Source organism: Mycobacterium sp. 050272, assembly GCF_039023525.1.
In the GTDB taxonomy this organism is placed as follows: Bacteria; Actinomycetota; Actinomycetes; order Mycobacteriales; family Mycobacteriaceae; genus Mycobacterium.
The window spans coordinates 209,568-225,489 of sequence record NZ_JBCHKV010000008.1 but is presented as its reverse complement, the minus strand read 5'-3'; the positions used below and the strand labels follow the sequence as shown (position 1 = coordinate 225,489).

The 15,922-nt window shown below is 68.3% G+C and carries 16 protein-coding genes; 8 read left to right on the top strand and 8 right to left on the bottom strand.

Going from position 1 to position 15,922, the window contains the following annotated elements; translation table 11 throughout:
• Window positions 1-120: 120 nt before the first annotated feature.
• Window positions 121-876 carry a YebC/PmpR family DNA-binding transcriptional regulator gene (locus tag AAHS21_RS17770; RefSeq protein WP_342928904.1) on the top strand — a complete coding sequence of 252 codons (756 nt, stop codon included), beginning with the start codon at window positions 121-123 and terminating at the stop codon, window positions 874-876.
• Here AAHS21_RS17770 and AAHS21_RS17765 read toward each other — a convergent pair whose 3' ends face one another.
• Genes AAHS21_RS17765 through AAHS21_RS17745 form a run of 5 tightly spaced genes read right to left on the bottom strand, consistent with a single transcriptional unit; the run spans window position 877 to window position 4,506 of the window.
• Window positions 877-2,478 (bottom strand): polyamine aminopropyltransferase, encoded by a 1,602-nt coding sequence (locus tag AAHS21_RS17765; protein WP_342928903.1) that lies wholly within the window; start codon window positions 2,476-2,478, stop codon window positions 877-879.
• Complete coding sequence (locus AAHS21_RS17760; protein ID WP_096286582.1) at window positions 2,475-2,930, bottom strand: DUF350 domain-containing protein; 456 nt, start codon at window positions 2,928-2,930, stop codon at window positions 2,475-2,477. Before AAHS21_RS17760 ends, AAHS21_RS17765 begins: the two co-directional genes overlap by 4 nt.
• Before the next feature lie 14 nt (window positions 2,931-2,944).
• Window positions 2,945-3,376, bottom strand: a complete 432-nt coding sequence (locus AAHS21_RS17755; RefSeq protein WP_342928902.1) for a DUF4247 domain-containing protein — start codon at window positions 3,374-3,376, stop codon at window positions 2,945-2,947.
• Window positions 3,373-3,885 carry a DUF2617 family protein gene (locus tag AAHS21_RS17750; RefSeq protein WP_342928901.1) on the bottom strand — a complete coding sequence of 171 codons (513 nt, stop codon included), beginning with the start codon at window positions 3,883-3,885 and terminating at the stop codon, window positions 3,373-3,375. Before AAHS21_RS17750 ends, AAHS21_RS17755 begins: the two co-directional genes overlap by 4 nt.
• 9 nt (window positions 3,886-3,894) lie before the next feature.
• Window positions 3,895-4,506: a DUF4178 domain-containing protein gene (locus AAHS21_RS17745; protein ID WP_342928900.1), complete on the bottom strand. Its 612-nt coding sequence runs from the start codon at window positions 4,504-4,506 to the stop codon at window positions 3,895-3,897.
• Window positions 4,507-4,666: 160 nt separating this feature from the next.
• Here AAHS21_RS17745 and ruvC point away from each other — a divergent pair, with 160 nt between their 5' ends.
• From ruvC to AAHS21_RS17720, 5 genes are all read left to right on the top strand, one after another.
• Entirely contained in the window at window positions 4,667-5,248 is a 582-nt protein-coding gene (ruvC, locus tag AAHS21_RS17740) for a crossover junction endodeoxyribonuclease RuvC (protein WP_342928899.1), read from the top strand.
• Entirely contained in the window at window positions 5,245-5,850 is a 606-nt protein-coding gene (gene ruvA, locus AAHS21_RS17735) for a Holliday junction branch migration protein RuvA (protein WP_342928898.1), read from the top strand. The genes ruvC and ruvA overlap by 4 nt, the downstream gene beginning before the upstream one ends.
• Window positions 5,847-6,896, top strand: coding sequence for a Holliday junction branch migration DNA helicase RuvB (gene ruvB, locus AAHS21_RS17730; protein WP_342928897.1), 1,050 nt, complete (start codon window positions 5,847-5,849; stop codon window positions 6,894-6,896). The genes ruvA and ruvB overlap by 4 nt, the downstream gene beginning before the upstream one ends.
• Window positions 6,897-6,940: 44 nt before the next feature.
• Window positions 6,941-7,327: a DUF1304 domain-containing protein gene (locus tag AAHS21_RS17725; protein ID WP_342928896.1), complete on the top strand. Its 387-nt coding sequence runs from the start codon at window positions 6,941-6,943 to the stop codon at window positions 7,325-7,327.
• A 115-nt stretch (window positions 7,328-7,442) separates the two neighbouring features.
• On the top strand, window positions 7,443-8,141 hold the full coding sequence (locus AAHS21_RS17720; protein WP_342928895.1) for a hypothetical protein: 699 nt from the start codon (window positions 7,443-7,445) through the stop codon (window positions 8,139-8,141).
• A 54-nt stretch (window positions 8,142-8,195) separates the two neighbouring features.
• Here the strand turns inward: AAHS21_RS17720 and car are convergent, their stop codons facing one another.
• Window positions 8,196-11,687, bottom strand: coding sequence for a carboxylic acid reductase (gene car / locus AAHS21_RS17715; protein ID WP_342928894.1), 3,492 nt, complete (start codon window positions 11,685-11,687; stop codon window positions 8,196-8,198).
• 229 nt (window positions 11,688-11,916) lie between these two features.
• Here car and AAHS21_RS17710 point away from each other — a divergent pair, with 229 nt between their 5' ends.
• Together AAHS21_RS17710 and AAHS21_RS17705 are read left to right on the top strand one after the other, a co-directional pair.
• The gene (locus AAHS21_RS17710) at window positions 11,917-12,735 is read left to right on the top strand and encodes an alpha/beta fold hydrolase (RefSeq protein ID WP_342928893.1); all 819 of its coding nucleotides are present in this window, start codon (window positions 11,917-11,919) and stop codon (window positions 12,733-12,735) included.
• Window positions 12,723-13,796 (top strand): glycosyltransferase family 1 protein, encoded by a 1,074-nt coding sequence (locus tag AAHS21_RS17705; RefSeq protein ID WP_342928892.1) that lies wholly within the window; start codon window positions 12,723-12,725, stop codon window positions 13,794-13,796. The genes AAHS21_RS17710 and AAHS21_RS17705 overlap by 13 nt, the downstream gene beginning before the upstream one ends.
• Here the strand turns inward: AAHS21_RS17705 and AAHS21_RS17700 are convergent.
• Together AAHS21_RS17700 and AAHS21_RS17695 are read right to left on the bottom strand one after the other, a co-directional pair.
• Window positions 13,777-14,949, bottom strand: coding sequence for a glycosyltransferase (locus AAHS21_RS17700; RefSeq protein WP_342928891.1), 1,173 nt, complete (start codon window positions 14,947-14,949; stop codon window positions 13,777-13,779). The two genes, AAHS21_RS17705 and AAHS21_RS17700, sit on opposite strands and share 20 nt — an antisense overlap.
• A 28-nt stretch (window positions 14,950-14,977) precedes the next feature.
• Complete coding sequence (locus AAHS21_RS17695; RefSeq protein WP_342928890.1) at window positions 14,978-15,844, bottom strand: hypothetical protein; 867 nt, start codon at window positions 15,842-15,844, stop codon at window positions 14,978-14,980.
• Between the last annotated feature and the right edge of the window lie 78 nt (window positions 15,845-15,922).

Sequence of the window (15,922 nt, the reverse complement as noted above, 5' to 3'; positions counted from 1 at the left end):
TGTGAATACAGGTCGGCGTCCGTTCACACTCAATCACGGGGAGAGGCCGGGTAGTCCGTCCCGGCCGTCCACGTAGACTTGTCGGCGAACTTTACGTAACAGAAGAGGTAGCAGACACCGATGAGCGGCCATTCCAAGTGGGCCACCACCAAGCACCAGAAGGCCGTCAAAGACGCGCGCCGTGGCAAGGAGTTCGCCCGGCTGATCAAGAACATCGAGGTCGCCGCCCGTACCGGCGGCGGTGACCCGGCCGGCAACCCGACCCTCTATGACGCCATCCAGAAGGCGAAGAAGACGTCGGTGCCCAACGACAACATCGAGCGGGCCCGCAAGCGGGGCGCCGGCGAGGAAGCCGGTGGCGCCGATTACCAGACGATCATGTACGAGGGCTACGGCCCCAACGGCGTGGCCGTGCTGATCGAATGCCTCACCGACAACCGCAACCGCGCGGCCGGCGAGGTCCGGGTGGCGGTGACCCGCAACGGCGGCACCATGGCCGACCCGGGCTCGGTGTCCTACCTGTTCACCCGCAAGGGCGTCGTCACGCTGGAGAAGAACGGCCTGTCCGAGGACGACGTGCTGACGGCCGTGCTGGAGGCGGGTGCCGAGGACGTCAACGATCTGGGCGAGAGCTTCGAGGTCATCTCCGAGCCGACCGACCTGGTCGCGGTGCGCACCGCACTGCAGGACGCGGGCATCGACTACGACTCGGCCGAGGCCAGCTTCCAGCCGTCGGTCAGTGTGCCGGTCGACGTCGACGGGGCCCGCAAGGTGTTCAAGTTGGTCGACGCCCTGGAGGACAGCGACGACGTGCAGAACGTCTGGACCAACGTCGATCTTTCCGACGAGGTAATGGCTGCCCTCGACGAGGACTGATTAGTCGTATCCGTGCCGCATGTCTTCGACGATGCGCGGGTTGTCCAGCGTCGACGGTTCCAGCGGACGCGGCGCGATGTCGGCGGAGAACACCGTCGCGGCTTGCAGCACTTGCGGGTTGAGGTAGCGCAGCGGCGGTGCGTCGGCGGGCATGGTGGGTACCGGTGCGGCCGCACCGGCCTGCGCGGGGCCGGCCAACGCGAAGCCCCAGTCGCCGAACGTCGGCACATGCACGTGGTAGGGCGTGACGGCGTACCCCGCCGCACGCATCGTCGACACGGTGCGCCAGAACGCGGTCGGCGTGGAGAACGGACTGCCCGCCTGGACCACAACGAGGCCATTGGGTGAAAGCGCATGCGCGACAAGGGCATAGAACTCGCTCGAATAGAGTCGGCCCAGCACGGGGGTGTCCGGGTCGGGCAGGTCGACGATGACGGCGTCGAAACCGGCGGGCGGGCTTAGTTCCGGATGGGGAGCCCGAAGCCAGCGCATCGCGTCGTCGATCACCACGGTAACTCGCGGGTTGTCCAGCGCGCCGGCATTGGCGTCGTGCAGGGTGGTGCGGGCGATCTCGATCACCGCGGGGTCGAGCTCCACCTGCACGATCTTGTCTATTCCGTTCTGGCGCAACAATTCTCGTGCTGCCAGGCCATCGCCACCGCCCAGGACCAGCACCGAGCGGGCACCCTTGCCGAGTGCGGGATAGACGAGGCTTTCGGTGTACCGGTATTCGTCGCGGGTGGAGAACTGCAATCCACCGTCCAGATACAGCCGGGTGTCGTTGTCGCGACGGGTGACCACGATCTCCTGGTAGGCGGTGTGCCGGTAGGCGATAATCGGGTCGGCGTAAAGCCGTTGACGGCTGGTCGTTTCGATGTCGTGCGCGTGTACCAGCAGCACGACCAGCAGCCCGAGGGCCGCGGCGAGGGCACACAGTGCCGTCACCAACTGCGCGGTGGAGATCACCCGGCGCAGCAGGAACATCGCCACGATGGCCGCCGCGACCAGGTTGATCACGCCGGTGGCCGCAGCGCCGCGGATCATTCCCAGATGCGGCAGCAAGGCAAACGGCCAGACCAATCCGCCGACCAAAGCTCCCAGATAGTCGGCCGCGTTGAGGTTGGCCAGCGTGCGGCCGGTATCCGTCGCTGTGCTCTTGGCGGGGCCACCGCGGCCCTGCTGCAGCAGCGTCATCAGCAACGGCACCTCGGCGCCGACCAACCCGCCGATCAGCGCGGTGCCCAGCGCCAGCACCCACGTCGATCCGATGGTGCCGTCCAGGAACGCGAACACCGCATACAGCGCCGCGGCGGACAGGCCGCCGATGATGCCCAGGGCCGCCTCGACGGCGACGAAGACGATGCCCGCGTGCCTCAGCAGCGGCTTGATGGTCAGCGCACCCACGCCGAGGGCGGCGATGTAGCCCGCGACGATCAATGAGGTGGCGACGATGCCGCCGCCGTTCAGGCTGGCCGACAGTGTCAGCAGGGCCAGTTCGTAGATGATGCCGCAGGCCGCACAGGCGGCGACGGCGGCGAGCAGCAGGGCCCGCCAGCGTATCGACGGCTCCGCGGAGCGCGCGGTTTCCTGCGTGATGGTCATGACACCGCGGCGGCTGTCACTGCCCCGACGGCCAACAGCATCAGCGCGACCGCGAACGACCCGGGATGCAGCTCGGGCTCGTCGATGTGTTCGTGGAAACTGCCCGGGATCACCAAATGCAGGGTCAGCAGCGCGATTCCCAACAGGATCACACCCATGAGGCCGTACACCGCCACACCGACCAGTCCCTGACCCAACTGGCTGTAGCTGTTGACGATGGAGCTGACGATCACGGTGGTGAGGGAGACATACATCGCGCAAGCGACCACGACGGCGTTGGGGCGGCGATCGACGAACACCATCTGGCGCAGCTTGCCCGGGGTCAGCGCGTCGACCATGTAGAAGCCCACGATCAGGACGGCCATGCCGACGACGAAGTACAACAGCGTCGCGACGACGCCTTTGAGGACGGGGTCAAGATCCACGTTCCCGATATCGAAGGCGAGGTACACGGTTGTCTCCTTTGCTATTTGGTTCCACCCGGTCCGCCGGGACTGCCGCCGGAACCGCTCGACGGGGACCCGGGACTGAACCCGGGGCCGAGGAAGACGTAGGAGCCGTGGCTGTAGCCGGCGCCGAGGCTTTCGACGCGAATGCTGCACGGGTGGTTGCCATCTGGGCCGACGGTCACGACGTTGTCGCTATAGCGCAGGTACTCGTTGTTGTCGTTGTCCGCACGCGCCTCGGGTTCCTGGTAATCGGCGAGCGCGTCGGCGACCTGATCGGGCGATCCGCTGCACAGGTACCGCGTTGCGTTGGCGTCGCGCGAGTACTCGCGGTAGTTGCTCGCGATATAACCTGCAATGTCCTTCTGCAGCAAGATGATTCCGATCACCAACGACACCACCGACGCCGCGGCCAGCCCGCCGGCAAGCCAGAACAGTTGTTTGCGGCTCACGGATGCCACCGGCTCGCCGTGTGGACCACCACGCCGCCGGACCCGAGGGGTCGCTGCGGGTACAGATGCCACGTCTGCCAGCGCCAGCCGATGCCGTCGGGTTCGGCGGACAACACGGTCAGTGCGGCGTCATCGCCGGGGAAAGTGCCACCGAGCCAAGCGGTTTCGGCTCGACATCGGTCGCGCAGCTGGTGGGCCAATCGCCGAAAGATCGCTTCGTCGTGCGTGGTGGTGCGCGATTCCAGCGCATAACCACAGGCTTCGGCACGCTCGGGCAGGGTGGCGGTGTCGCTCTCGGCGGTGCAGGACACCTGCTCGGAGAAGGTGGTCGCGGCGTGCTCGATCGTGACCAGATGTGAGGCACCGAGCACCGCGAGCCGCAACGCGCCGCCGTCGGGATGCCGCAGCGAATGGCTGGCCAGCAGCGGGGGTTCGGGCGCGTTGAGGGCAAGGCGCAGCCTGCTCCCGGACACGTCGGCCGGAGCTACGGCGAGCTGATAGAGCGGCACCGCGCGGTCCTACGGGGAACCCGGCGTGGGCGCCGGGTAGACGGTGAGCTCGCCCGGCGACACCGGCTTGCCCGTCGAGACCTCCCAGGGCGTACCGGGTGCCCAGCGCTCGAAGGACAGCAGCGCGGTTTCGTCGGCGTTGGCGCAGTCGACGAACTCCATCTCGCCGCCGGCGGGCAGGCCGGTCGTGCCCTCGGTCGTGTAGGAGGCGCGACCGCGTTCCGTCTCGTGAAATGCGATCCCGTCGACCAGGTACTGATCGCCGGGCTGCAGCGTGACGTCCTTGCGGGTGACCCACATGACGAGCGTGAGGCGTCCGTCGTCCTCCTCGACCGCGAACCAGGTGGGCAGGTCGCCGCCTTCCAGCAGGTGCTCCCACCACACGAACGGTCCCTCGCGGAAGGTCACCGACCCGCGGACCACGTAGTCGACACCGCCGTAGCTGACGATGGCGCCGGGACCCAGTTGCCGGGGCCCGAATTGTGGCATCGCGTCGAAGGACAGCGGATCGCGGCGCCCGCGCGGCTGAGGCGCTGCCCGGGGGCGTTTCGCAGCGATGACGAGTACGACGATGGACGCGATGAACAACACCGCGGCCAGCACCACCAGCACTGTTCCCACGTAAACCCTCCCGTCGCCGCGGCGGTGGAGCGAACGTTGGCTTAAGTTAACAGCTTTTGGCGGGTCCTGAGGCGTGTCCTGCTCGGTGCCGTCCGACTTGACCGCTAGGCTATCGAACAGCTGTTCGGGCCACCGTATTTGCAGGAAGTGGAGTTGGAGCATGCGGGTGATGGGCGTCGACCCCGGACTGACTCGATGCGGGCTGTCCGTGGTGGAAAGCGGGCGCGGGCGCCATGTCGTCGCGCTGGACGTCGACGTGGTCCGTACCTCCTCGGATGCCGCGCTGCCCCAACGACTGCTGGCCATCAGCGACGCCGTCGAGTACTGGTTGGACACCCACCGTCCCGACGTGATCGCGATCGAGCGGGTGTTCGCTCAGCACAACGTGTCGACGGTGATGGGCACCGCGCAGGCCGGCGGTGTGATCGCGCTGGCGGCGGCCAAACGCGATATCGGCGTGCACTTCCACACGCCCAGCGAGGTGAAGGCCGCGGTCACCGGCAACGGCACCGCCGACAAAGCTCAGGTCACCGCGATGGTCACCAGAATCCTTGAGCTGCAAGCCAAACCGACGCCGGCCGATGCGGCCGACGCGCTGGCGCTGGCCATCTGCCATTGCTGGCGGGCGCCGATGCTGGCCCGGATGGCGGCGGCCGAGGCGATGGCCGCCGAGGCGCGCCAGGCCTACCGTGCCAAGTTGGCCGCCCAGGCCAAGGCCGCCAGGGCGGGGGCGGGCCGATGATCGCCTCGGTGCGCGGCGAGGTGCTCGAGGTGGCACTCGATCATGTGGTGATCGAAGCCGGCGGTGTCGGGTATCGGGTGAACGCGACGCCCTCGACGCTGGCCACGCTGCGGCACGGCAGCGAAGCCCGCCTGATCACCGCGATGATCGTTCGCGAGGATTCGCAGACGCTGTACGGGTTCGTCGACAACGAGACCCGCGACCTGTTCCTGACGCTGCTGTCGGTGTCCGGCGTCGGGCCGCGGCTGGCGATGGCGACGCTGGCCGTGCACGACGCCGTGGCGCTGCGCCAGGCACTTTCCGACGGCGACGTCACCGCGCTGACCCGGGTGCCCGGCATCGGCAAGCGCGGCGCCGAGCGCATGGTTCTGGAGTTGCGCGACAAGATCCATGCCGCCGGTACGCCCACCGCGGCACCAACGGTAAACGGCCACGCGGTGCGGGGCCCGGTGGTCGAGGCGCTGACCGGGTTGGGTTTCGCGGTCAAGCAGGCCGAGGATGCCACCGACAGCGTGCTGGCGGCCAGTCACGAAAAAGGCGAGCAGGCAACGACTTCCGACGTGTTGCGGGCAGCGCTGTCGGTGCTGGGTAAGACCAAATGAGCGACGAGGATGCCGAGGACTACGCGGATCGCGACCTGTCCCCGGCGCTGACCGTCGGCGAGGGCGACATCGACGTCAGCCTGCGGCCCCGCTCGCTGCGTGAGTTCATCGGCCAGTCCCGGGTCCGCGAGCAGCTGCAGCTGGTCCTCGAGGGGGCCAAAAACCGGGGCGGCACACCGGATCACATTCTGCTGTCCGGCCCGCCCGGGTTGGGAAAGACGTCGCTGGCGATGATCATCGCCGCCGAGCTCGGGTCCTCGCTGCGGGTGACGTCGGGCCCCGCCCTGGAGCGCGCCGGCGACCTGGCCGCGATGTTGTCGAATCTGGTCGAGCACGACGTGTTGTTCATCGACGAGATCCATCGCATCGCGCGGCCGGCCGAGGAGATGCTCTACCTCGCTATGGAGGACTTTCGCGTCGACGTCGTGGTGGGCAAAGGCCCTGGGGCAACATCGATTCCGCTGGAGGTGGCGCCGTTCACGCTGGTCGGCGCGACCACCCGGTCCGGCGCGCTGACCGGTCCGCTGCGGGACCGCTTCGGTTTCACCGCGCACATGGATTTCTACGAGCCGGCCGATCTGGAGCGGGTGTTGGCCCGTTCGGCCGGAATCCTCGGCATCGAGCTGGGTGCCGAAGCGGGTGCGGAGATCGCCCGCCGCTCGCGCGGCACGCCACGGATCGCCAACCGACTGCTGCGCCGGGTCCGGGACTTCGCCGAGGTGCGCGCCGACGGGGTGATCACCCGCGACGTCGCCAAGTCCGCGCTGGAGGTCTACGACGTCGACGAGCTCGGGCTCGACCGGCTGGACCGGGCGGTGCTGTCGGCGCTGACCCGCAGCTTCGGCGGCGGCCCGGTCGGGGTTTCGACGCTCGCGGTGGCGGTCGGGGAGGAGGCGACCACCGTCGAGGAGGTGTGTGAGCCGTTTCTGGTGCGTGCCGGGATGATCGCGCGGACGCCGCGCGGCCGGGTGGCCACCGCGCAGGCCTGGACCCATCTGGGTATGACACCGCCGGCCGGGGTCTTGCAACCGGGGCTATTTGAGTAGGAGCGCGGGCGAAGCGGTTCGCGACGATCAACACAGGAGGCGCCATGATCACCGCCGGACTGGCATTCGCCGCACTCGCGGCGTTGTTGCACGTCTACATCTTCACGATGGAGTCGTTGACCTGGACCTCGCCCCGTACCCGCGCGACCTTCGGTACGACGCCCGAGGAGGCCGAGACCACCAAGCTGCTGGCCTTCAACCAGGGCTTTTACAACCTGTTCCTGGCGATTGTGGCCGGCATCGGGATCGCCGAGATCGCGATGGGACATCGGGCCGTCGGTGCCGCGCTGGTCTTTGCCGGGATCGGATCGATGGCCGCGGCCGCGGTGGTCCTGGTGGTGTCGGCGCCCGATAAGGCCAGGGCCGCCGCGACGCAGGGCATCTTCCCGGTGATCGCGATTGTGCTGCTGATACTCGGCCTGGCTACGTAACACAAGAATCACCGGCCACACGGGTCACGGCACCGGGGGCAACCAGAGGTTATAACCGTGAACCGCAGGGTATCCACGCGGTGCTGAAGTAGTCCGGCGTCAATAGGGGGATGTAATGAACTACGCACAAGACGGCCATCCGGGCAGGTTGTGGATGCCACGCTCCCGGGGTGCGATTTGCGGGTTGATTCTGATCGTTCTGGGTGCTTGGGGTGCGTTGATACCGTTCGTCGGTCCGCACTTCAACTTCGCCTACACACCCGACAGAGAATGGGCGTGGACCACGGCCCGCGGCTGGCTCGAAGTGCTGCCCGGCGGCGTTACCGCGCTCGGCGGCTTGCTCCTCGTATTTTCCGGGAACCGGGCCACCGCCATCGTCGGCGGCTGGCTGGCCGTGCTGGCCGGCGCGTGGTTTGTGATTGGTGGCGAGCTCGCTCCGATGCTCGGAATCGGATCTGCCGGAGACCCGATCGCCGCGACGGACCGCAAGCGCGCCGCGCTGGAGATTTCGTACTTCTCCGGTCTGGGTGCCTTGATCGTCTTCGTGGGCGGCATCGCGCTGGCGCGCCTGGCGGTGCGACTGGCCAGTGACATCGAAGCCCTCGCCCGGGTGCGTTCGGCGGCGCCGGTGGCCAGCGAACCCGTCTACATGTCGGGCCTGGAAGAGCCGCACCGTGAGGTGGAACCGGACGCCTTGACCACTCCGCGGGTGGAGGCGTCCGACGCGAAGGCCGGCGGATGGCGCAAACAGCGCGCCGGCGCCGCGCCCGCAGCGAGCGCGAACTACCTGCGCTGGCCGCATCCTCAGAGCTAAGGGACCAACGAAAAAGTTCGCCGGCCCGTGGGCCGGCGAACTTTTTCTGGAAACTCAGAGCAGGCCGATGAGCCGCAGATCGCTGATGTACTTGGCGATGATCGGCGCGCCGATGTGCGGAATATCTTTGTCCGGGCCGACTTTCGCGTCCTGAACCGCCGCACGGAATCGATCCGTCGGTGCCATCGACCCGCGGATCGGGCGCTCGGGCTTCTGATAGTTGTGCAGCAGCGGCAACAGCGAAGCGTTGCGCTGCTTTTCGGGCAGGCCGCGCAGGGCGGTCTCGAACCGCGGCAGCCAGTCGCCGTAGTCGTCGATCCGCTGGATCGCGTTGCCGTCGGCGATCAGCCAGTCGACGAACGAGTCCATCGAGATGCCGTCGTCATAGGGGTTCATCACGTGGTAGGTCTGGAAGCTCTCCACGTTCTGGGCGCCGAGCGTCGAGATGGCTTCGGCGATGAACTCCACGGGCAGGCCGTCGTAGTGGGCCCGCTGCCGGTTGCCGTCGGCGTCGCGCTCGTAGAACGAGCCGGGCGCGATGCCGGTGGCGACCAGGCTCAGCATCATCCGGGTGAACATGTCCGGCACGTTGAGCTGGCCGGCGTAACTGGTGTCGGCCAGGATCATGTCGCAACGGAATACCGCCACCGGCAGACCGCACAGGTCGTTGGCCTCGCGCAGCAACACTTCGCCGGCCCACTTGCTGTTGCCGTAGCCATTGGCGTAGCTGTCGTTGATCTGCCGGGTGGCGCTGATCTGGCGGATGTCGGCGTCCTCGGTGAACTGCCCGGGCTTGATCTGGTCGCCCACCCCGATCGTGGACACGTAGGTGTACGGCTTTTGCTTGCCGGTCAACGCGATTCGGATCAGCTCGGCGGTGCCCAGCGCGTTGGGGCCGAACAGCTCGCTGTACGGCAACACGTGGTTGACCAGCGCCGCCGGGTCGACGATCAGGTCGACGGTGTCGGCCAGCCGCTGCCAGGTCTGCTGATCCAGGCCGAGATTGGCCTCGCCCTTGTCTCCGGCGATTACCTCCAAATGGTCGGCGGCCAGCTTCTGGTAGTGCGCCAGCAGTGTGGGGTCACCGCTGTCGAACGTCTTGTCCAGCCGGGCCCGTGCGGCGTTGTCGTCCTTGGCCCGAACCAAGGCGATCACCTTGCCGTCGACCAGATCCATGCGCTCCAGCCAGTCCAGCGCCAGGTAGCGGCCCAGGAAGCCGGTCGCGCCGGTCAGCAGGACCGTGCGGACCTCGGTTGCCGGCGCCGGCAGGTTCGGTGCGGCAGCCAGCGTCGCCGCGTCGATGAACTTGTCCAGCGTGAGATCACCGGCGTGCACCTCGCCCGTGCTGTCCTTGCTGGAAAGACCGTGCACCGCCGCGAACGTGGGTCGCTTGGTGCCCTCGCGCTCGGTTTCGATGTAGGCCGCGATCGAGGCCAGGTCACTGGCCGGGCTGACGATCACGCCCACCGGCACGTCGATGCCGAAGATCTCGTGCAGCAGGTTGCCGAATGTCAACGCCGACAACGAGTCTCCACCCAGATCGGTGAAGTGAGCGTCCGGGGTCAGCTCGGTGGTCGCGGCTCCCAGCAGGGCGGCCGCGGCCCGACTCACCGTCTGCAGCACCGGAGCGGTGGCCCCGCTTCGGCGCAACTCGCCCAATTCGTTGGCCTGGCCTTCGGCCAGCTCGGCGTAGAGCTGCTCGAGCCGTTCTCCGTACTGCTGCTTGAGCTTTGGCCACGCCAGCTTGCGGATACCGGTGAGCAGACCGTTCTCCAGCGTGAAAGGCGTTGTCTCGATCAGGAAGTCGCGCGGAACCTCGTAGGACTGCAGCCCGGCCTCCTTGGCGACGGCCTGCAACGAATCGGCGATCGGCGCCTTGACCCCGTCGACGCCGTAGTGCGACAGCGCCTCCTGCGTGGGCACGACGACCGCCAGCAGGTAGGGGTGAGCACTGTTGCCGTAGACGTAGATCTGCCGGATCAGCGGGCTGTTGCCGAACACCGCCTCCAGCTTGGCCACGGTGACGAACTCGCCCTGGGCGAGCTTGAGCACGTTGTTGCGGCGGTCGACGTAGACGACCTTGTTGGGCGCGATCTCGGCGACGACGTCGCCGGTGCGGTAGTAGCCGTCGGCGTCGAACACGTCGGCGGTGATCTCCGGGCGCTTGTAGTAACCGGGGAACATGTTCTCGGTCTTGAGTAGCAATTCGCCGCGCGGATAGGGCCGGTCAGTGGCGAAGTAGCCCAGATCGGGGACGTCGGCCAGCTTGTATTCGATGACCGGTGGACGCTGCACCTCGCCGTCGAACAGCACCATGCCCGCCTCGGTGGAGCCGTAGCCGTCGAGCAGGTGCATGTCGAGCAGGTCCTCCACCCAGGCCTTCAGCTCGGGAGAGGTGGGCGCCGAGCCCGTCATCGCGAAGATGAACCGCCCGCCCAGCAGATCCTGTGCCAGCTCGTTCATCACGTCGGCTTCGTTGTCGCCGCGGGCCACCTTGCGCAGGTATTCGGCGTAGATGGTCTCCCAGATGCGCGGCACGAAGTTCATCTCGGTGGGCCGGACCAGTGCCAGGTCCTCGAGCAGCGTCGAGAGGTCGCTGCGGGCGGCGAAGTACGCCGTGCCGCCGTTGCCCAGCGTGCCGTAGAGCACGCCGCGTCCCATAACGTGGCTCATCGGCATGAAGTTCAGCGTGATCGAGGCGGCCGTCTCGCCGAACCAGTTACGGCTCGACCGTCGCCACATCTTGCCGACATTGCCCCGCGGGTACATCGCGCCCTTGGGCGCGCCCGTGCTGCCGGAGGTGTAGATCAGCAGTGCCAGTGCGTCGTCCTCGACGTCGGCGGCGGGGGTGGCAGGCAATGCCGTGCCGCGCTCGATCAGCTCGCCCAGCGATTCGACGGTCACCGCGGCCTCGGCCAGCCGGGTGGCCGCGCTCTGAACGGACTCGCGCTGGTCGTCGACTTCGGGGTGGTAGTCGAAGACCACCAGCTTGGCGGGACGGTGATCGCCGCTCAGGATCAGCTCGACGGCATCGGAGAGCTGATCGACGCTCGCGGCGAACACAGCCGGCTCGGTCTCGGTCACGATCGGCTTGAGCTGCGCAATCGCGGCGCTGGTCTGCAGGGGAACCGATACCGCGCCGATCTGGGCCAGGGCGACGTCGATGGTGGTGAAGTCGACGCTGTTGAAGCCCAGCACGGCGACGCGGTCGCCGACGTGCACCGAGTCCGCGCTCAGCGCACGGCCCAGCGCGGCGATGCGATCGCTCAGCTGGCGGTAGGTGATGGTCTCGAAGCGGGGGAGCAGCTCGGCTGAGGTGCGCCCGGTCTTCGGGTCTTTGACGAACTCCACAACGCGCTGACCAAGGGCCGGGCGGTCGGCGTAACCATCGAGAACGGTCTGGATGACCTGCGGGAGACGCAGTTCGGACTTCTCGAGGGCCTCGGCGACGGCCGGGTCGGGCTTGGCGGCGGCGAACTGTGGGTCGTTAGCGGTCAGGGCTTCGATGCGGCGTTCCAGCCGCTCTTCACGCGTAGTCGTCGACATAACAGTCCTCGCATCACTGAGATTTGGGATCTTGGGGCGCCACGCTGCGCCGACATAAAGAACGTTAGCGAAGCTAAAGGTATTCCACAATGCTCCCGGATGTGGTCGCGAGTGTGAGATCGCCCACCTCGAGTTGCGGATCCCGGCGACTTCTGGCGTACCTGGTGGCCAGAACTCAGTAGTTTCGCGCGTGCGCGTCATTGCGCACTTCCCTGTAGAACGAGGATTGATGGCAGACCGTTCCGCCCCTGCGTGCTGGACTTACGGCGCAGCCGATGCCGCGCGCACGGTCGTGTTCGTGCACGGGTTGCGCGGCGACCACCACGGGTTGGAGCCGATCGTCACCCACCTGCCCGGATTGCGGGCGGTGGTGCCGGATCTGCCCGGCTTCGGCGTTGCGAGGCCGCTGCAAGACGGCCGGCACGATGTCGAGGGTTACGCGCGCTGGGTGGCCGACCTGCTGGCGCAGCTCGGCGGTCGGCCGGTGCTCGCGGGCCACTCGTTCGGGTCCATCATCGCGGCGGCCGCCGCCCGGGCCGCGGACATCGCCGGGCTGGTGCTGGTCAATCCGATCGCCGGCTCGGCGCTGGCCGGTCCCCGCCGCGGCCTTACCAGGCTGACCGTCGGGTACCACCGGCTCGCCGCGGCGCTGCCGGAACGGGCGGGCACGGCGCTGCTGCGGCACCCGCTGCTCACGCGAATCGCGAGCTCGGCCATGACCACCACGCGGGATCCGGCTCTGCGGCGCTGGATTCACGCCGAGCACCGGCGCTACTTCTCGGGGTTCGCCGACCGCAGGGTGCTGCTGGAGGCCTTTTACGCATCGATCGGGCACGATGTCGCGCAGTTCGCACCCGACATCGCTGTCCCGACGCTGCTGGTGGCGGCCGAACACGACGACATTGCGCCGCTGCCCGCACAGCGGGAACTCGCCGGGCGGTTCCGCGACGCGCGCCTGGTTGAGGTAGCCGACGTCGGGCACCTGGCCCATTACGAGGCACCAGCCGCCGTGGCGGCCGCGATCGCGGAGTTCGTGTGCGCCTTGTAGTCGACTGCCGGTACGTCACCCCCGGGCTGCACAACGGCATCAGCCGCTACACCACCGGGCTCGTGCACGCGCTGGCCGGGATGCATCCGCTGACGATGCTGATCAGCGACGAGCGGCAACTCGCGCAACTGCCGAACATGCCCTGGGCGCGCATCAGCGCGCCGACGAGCATTCGGGAGCCATTGGTGGCCAGGCAAGTCAACCGGCTCGAACCGGACGTCGTGTTCTCCCCGATGCAGACCATGGGCACCTGGGGACGCCGCTACGCGCTGCTGCTCACGCTGCACGACCTGATCTACTACCGCCACCGCACCCCGCCGCCGGAGTTCGCCGCCCCGATCCGGCTGTTGTGGCGGCTCTACCACCTGGCTTGGTGGCCGCAGCGCCTGCTGCTCGACCGGGCCGACGCCGTGGTCACCGTCTCCGACACCTCGGCGGCGCTGATCGCGGCCCACCGGCTGACCCGGCGGCCGGTCACGGTGGTGTCCAACGCGGCCGATCCGGTGCCCGATCCCACTCGGCTGCCGCGCACCCGCTCACTGGTCTACATGGGGTCATTCATGCCTTACAAGAACGTCGAAACCTTGGTGCGGGCCGCCGTGCGGCTGCCGGATTATCGGCTGCATCTGATGAGCAAGGTCTCGGTGGCCGAGCGCGACCGGCTCACCGCGCTCGGCGCCGGAGCCGACCTGGTGTTTCACGATGGCGCCGACGACGCCACCTACCGCGACGTCCTGCGCGCGGCGACCGCGCTGGTGACAGCCTCGCGTGAGGAGGGCTTCGGGTTGCCGTTGGTCGAGGCGATGGCGCTGGGCACCCCGCTCGTGGTCAGCGACATTCCGGTGTTCCGTGAGGTCGGGGCGGATGCCGCCGGCTACTTCGGGCCGGATGATGTCGAAGGTTTCGTCCGCGCGATCCGCGCGCTCGACGATGACGCCACATTCGCCGCGGCGTCCGCGCAGGCCCGCACGCGCGCCGAACACTACTCCTGGGAGCGCTCGGCGCGGGTGTTGCTGGAGGTGCTGCAGCGGGCCGTCGAGGTCAGGCGGCAGCGCGGGTGATCAGGTCGCGGTAGATCCCCTCGAAACGATCGAGGGTCGCAACGATGTCGTGTTCGCCCACCAACTCCCGGCTCGCCGCGCCCATCCGCCCGCGCAATGCCGGGTCCGCGAGTAATGCGGCGAGGTGGGAGGTGAGCTCGTCGATATCGCCCGGTTGGTAGAGCCAGCCGTTTCGCCCGGGATGCACCAGATGCGGCAGCGCCATCGCGTCGGCCGCGACAACCGGCTTGCCGGACGCCATGGCTTCCAGGGTGACGAGGCTCTGTAACTCCGCGATGCCGGGCATGCAGAACACCGAGGCCCGGGCGTAGGCGCTGACCAGCTCGTCCTCGGGCACGAAGCCGTGGAAGCGAACGCGGTCGGCCACGCCGAGCTCGTCGGCCAGCGCTGTCCAGGCGGCCCGCTCGGGACCATCTCCGATCAGGTCGACAGTGGCGGGAAGGTGCTCAGGCAACGCGGCGAACGCCCGGATCAGCTCGTCGACCCGCTTCTCCTGGTCCAGCCGCCCGACGTACAGGATGCTGGGCACCCAGCCCGGCTCGGGGTCGCGTTGATAATGCTCGATGTCGACGCCGTTGGAGATCGGCAGCGCGTCGTTCAGCCCGGACGACCCGATCAGCAACTCCACCGCCCGCGGTGTGGGTGCGGTGACCACATCGGCCCGACTCAGGGTGCGGGCCAAGTCCTTCCACAGCAGGCGATAGAAAAACGGCCGCAACGCTTGCGGCATCGGCACGTGCGCGGCGATGTTCTCCGGAACGACGTGATGGGTGGCCACCAGCGGAATGTCGCTACGCACGGCGGCGCGCACGATGAACCGGCCCACCATCCACGCGGTCTGGGTGTGCACCACGTCGGGGGCGACCTCGGCCGTCAAGGCCGCCGCGGCCCGGCCCGCATCCCAGGGCGTGCACATCCGGAACTCGGGTCGCGCGGGGTAGGGAAGCGAGCGCACATGATGCACGGTGACCTGGCCGCCGTCGGTGTCCTGGACCGTCGTGGCGGGCGCCCCGTTCGGCGACGGTGCGACGACATGGATGTCGTGCCCGCGACGCGCGAGGCCACCGGCCAGTCGCTCGGCGAACCGGGCGGCGCCGTTGACGTCGGGCGGATAGGTCTCGGCGGCGATGAGCACACGCAGCGCGGAGGGCACGAATCGGATCCTCTCGGAGGTGGGGGACCTAGACGGCGAGCTGGCGGGCGATGGCCTCGGGATGGTGACGGGCGAGCACCGCGACGCCGGCAACGGCGCCGATCGCGGCGGTGCTGAGCACGGCCCACTGGGCGGGGCAGATCGCGGTGCCCTCGCCGAGCAGGATCACGCCGAAGAGCACCGCGACCACGGGGTCGACCACGGTCAGGCAGGAGACCACGACCTCGGGCGGGCCGCAGGCAAAGGCTTGCTGAACCAGCCAGCCGCCGGTCAGCACGGCGGCGACGACGGCCGCAACCCCGGCGATGACAGTCGGGTCCGCGATGCCGACCCGTCCGGATGTCACGGTCTGCGACACGGCCCGCACCAGCGCCGAGACCAGCCCGAAGGCGCTCGCGCCGGCCATCGCCAACGCCACGCAGCGCGCCCACCCGGTGCAGGCCAGCCCGATCCCCGTGAGCGTCAGCAAGACCAGTCCGACGACGAAACCGGCCAGCGCGGTGTCGCCGCCGGACGCCGGCGTGCCGGCCGCCGAGCGAGCGGCCGTCGTGACGAAGACGACGACGCAGGTGCTCGACAGCAGGATGCCGGCCAGCATCCCCGCGGTGGGCCGGCGGCGGGTATGGGCCGCGGCAAGGACGACGGCGATGGGCACCGCGAGCACCCCGATCGGCTGAATCACCGACAGCGGCGCGAACACCAGGGCAATGGCGTGCAGCGTCGAGCCGCCCGCGGCGAGTAGCAGCCCCAGCCGCCACAACGGGCTGCGGGTGACGTCGCGCAGCCCGCGTAGCGCCAGCGATCCCGAGCGCGGCCCGGTCGCCACCGCACGGTGTTGCAGCACTGCCGCGCACGCGAAGCAGAACGCCGCGATCACCACCAGTACGAACGGCAACGGGCTAATCCTGTATCACGAAGGAATTTGACATCTTCGTCAAAATCTTGGACCGTACCCCCACTTTTCGCCACCGGT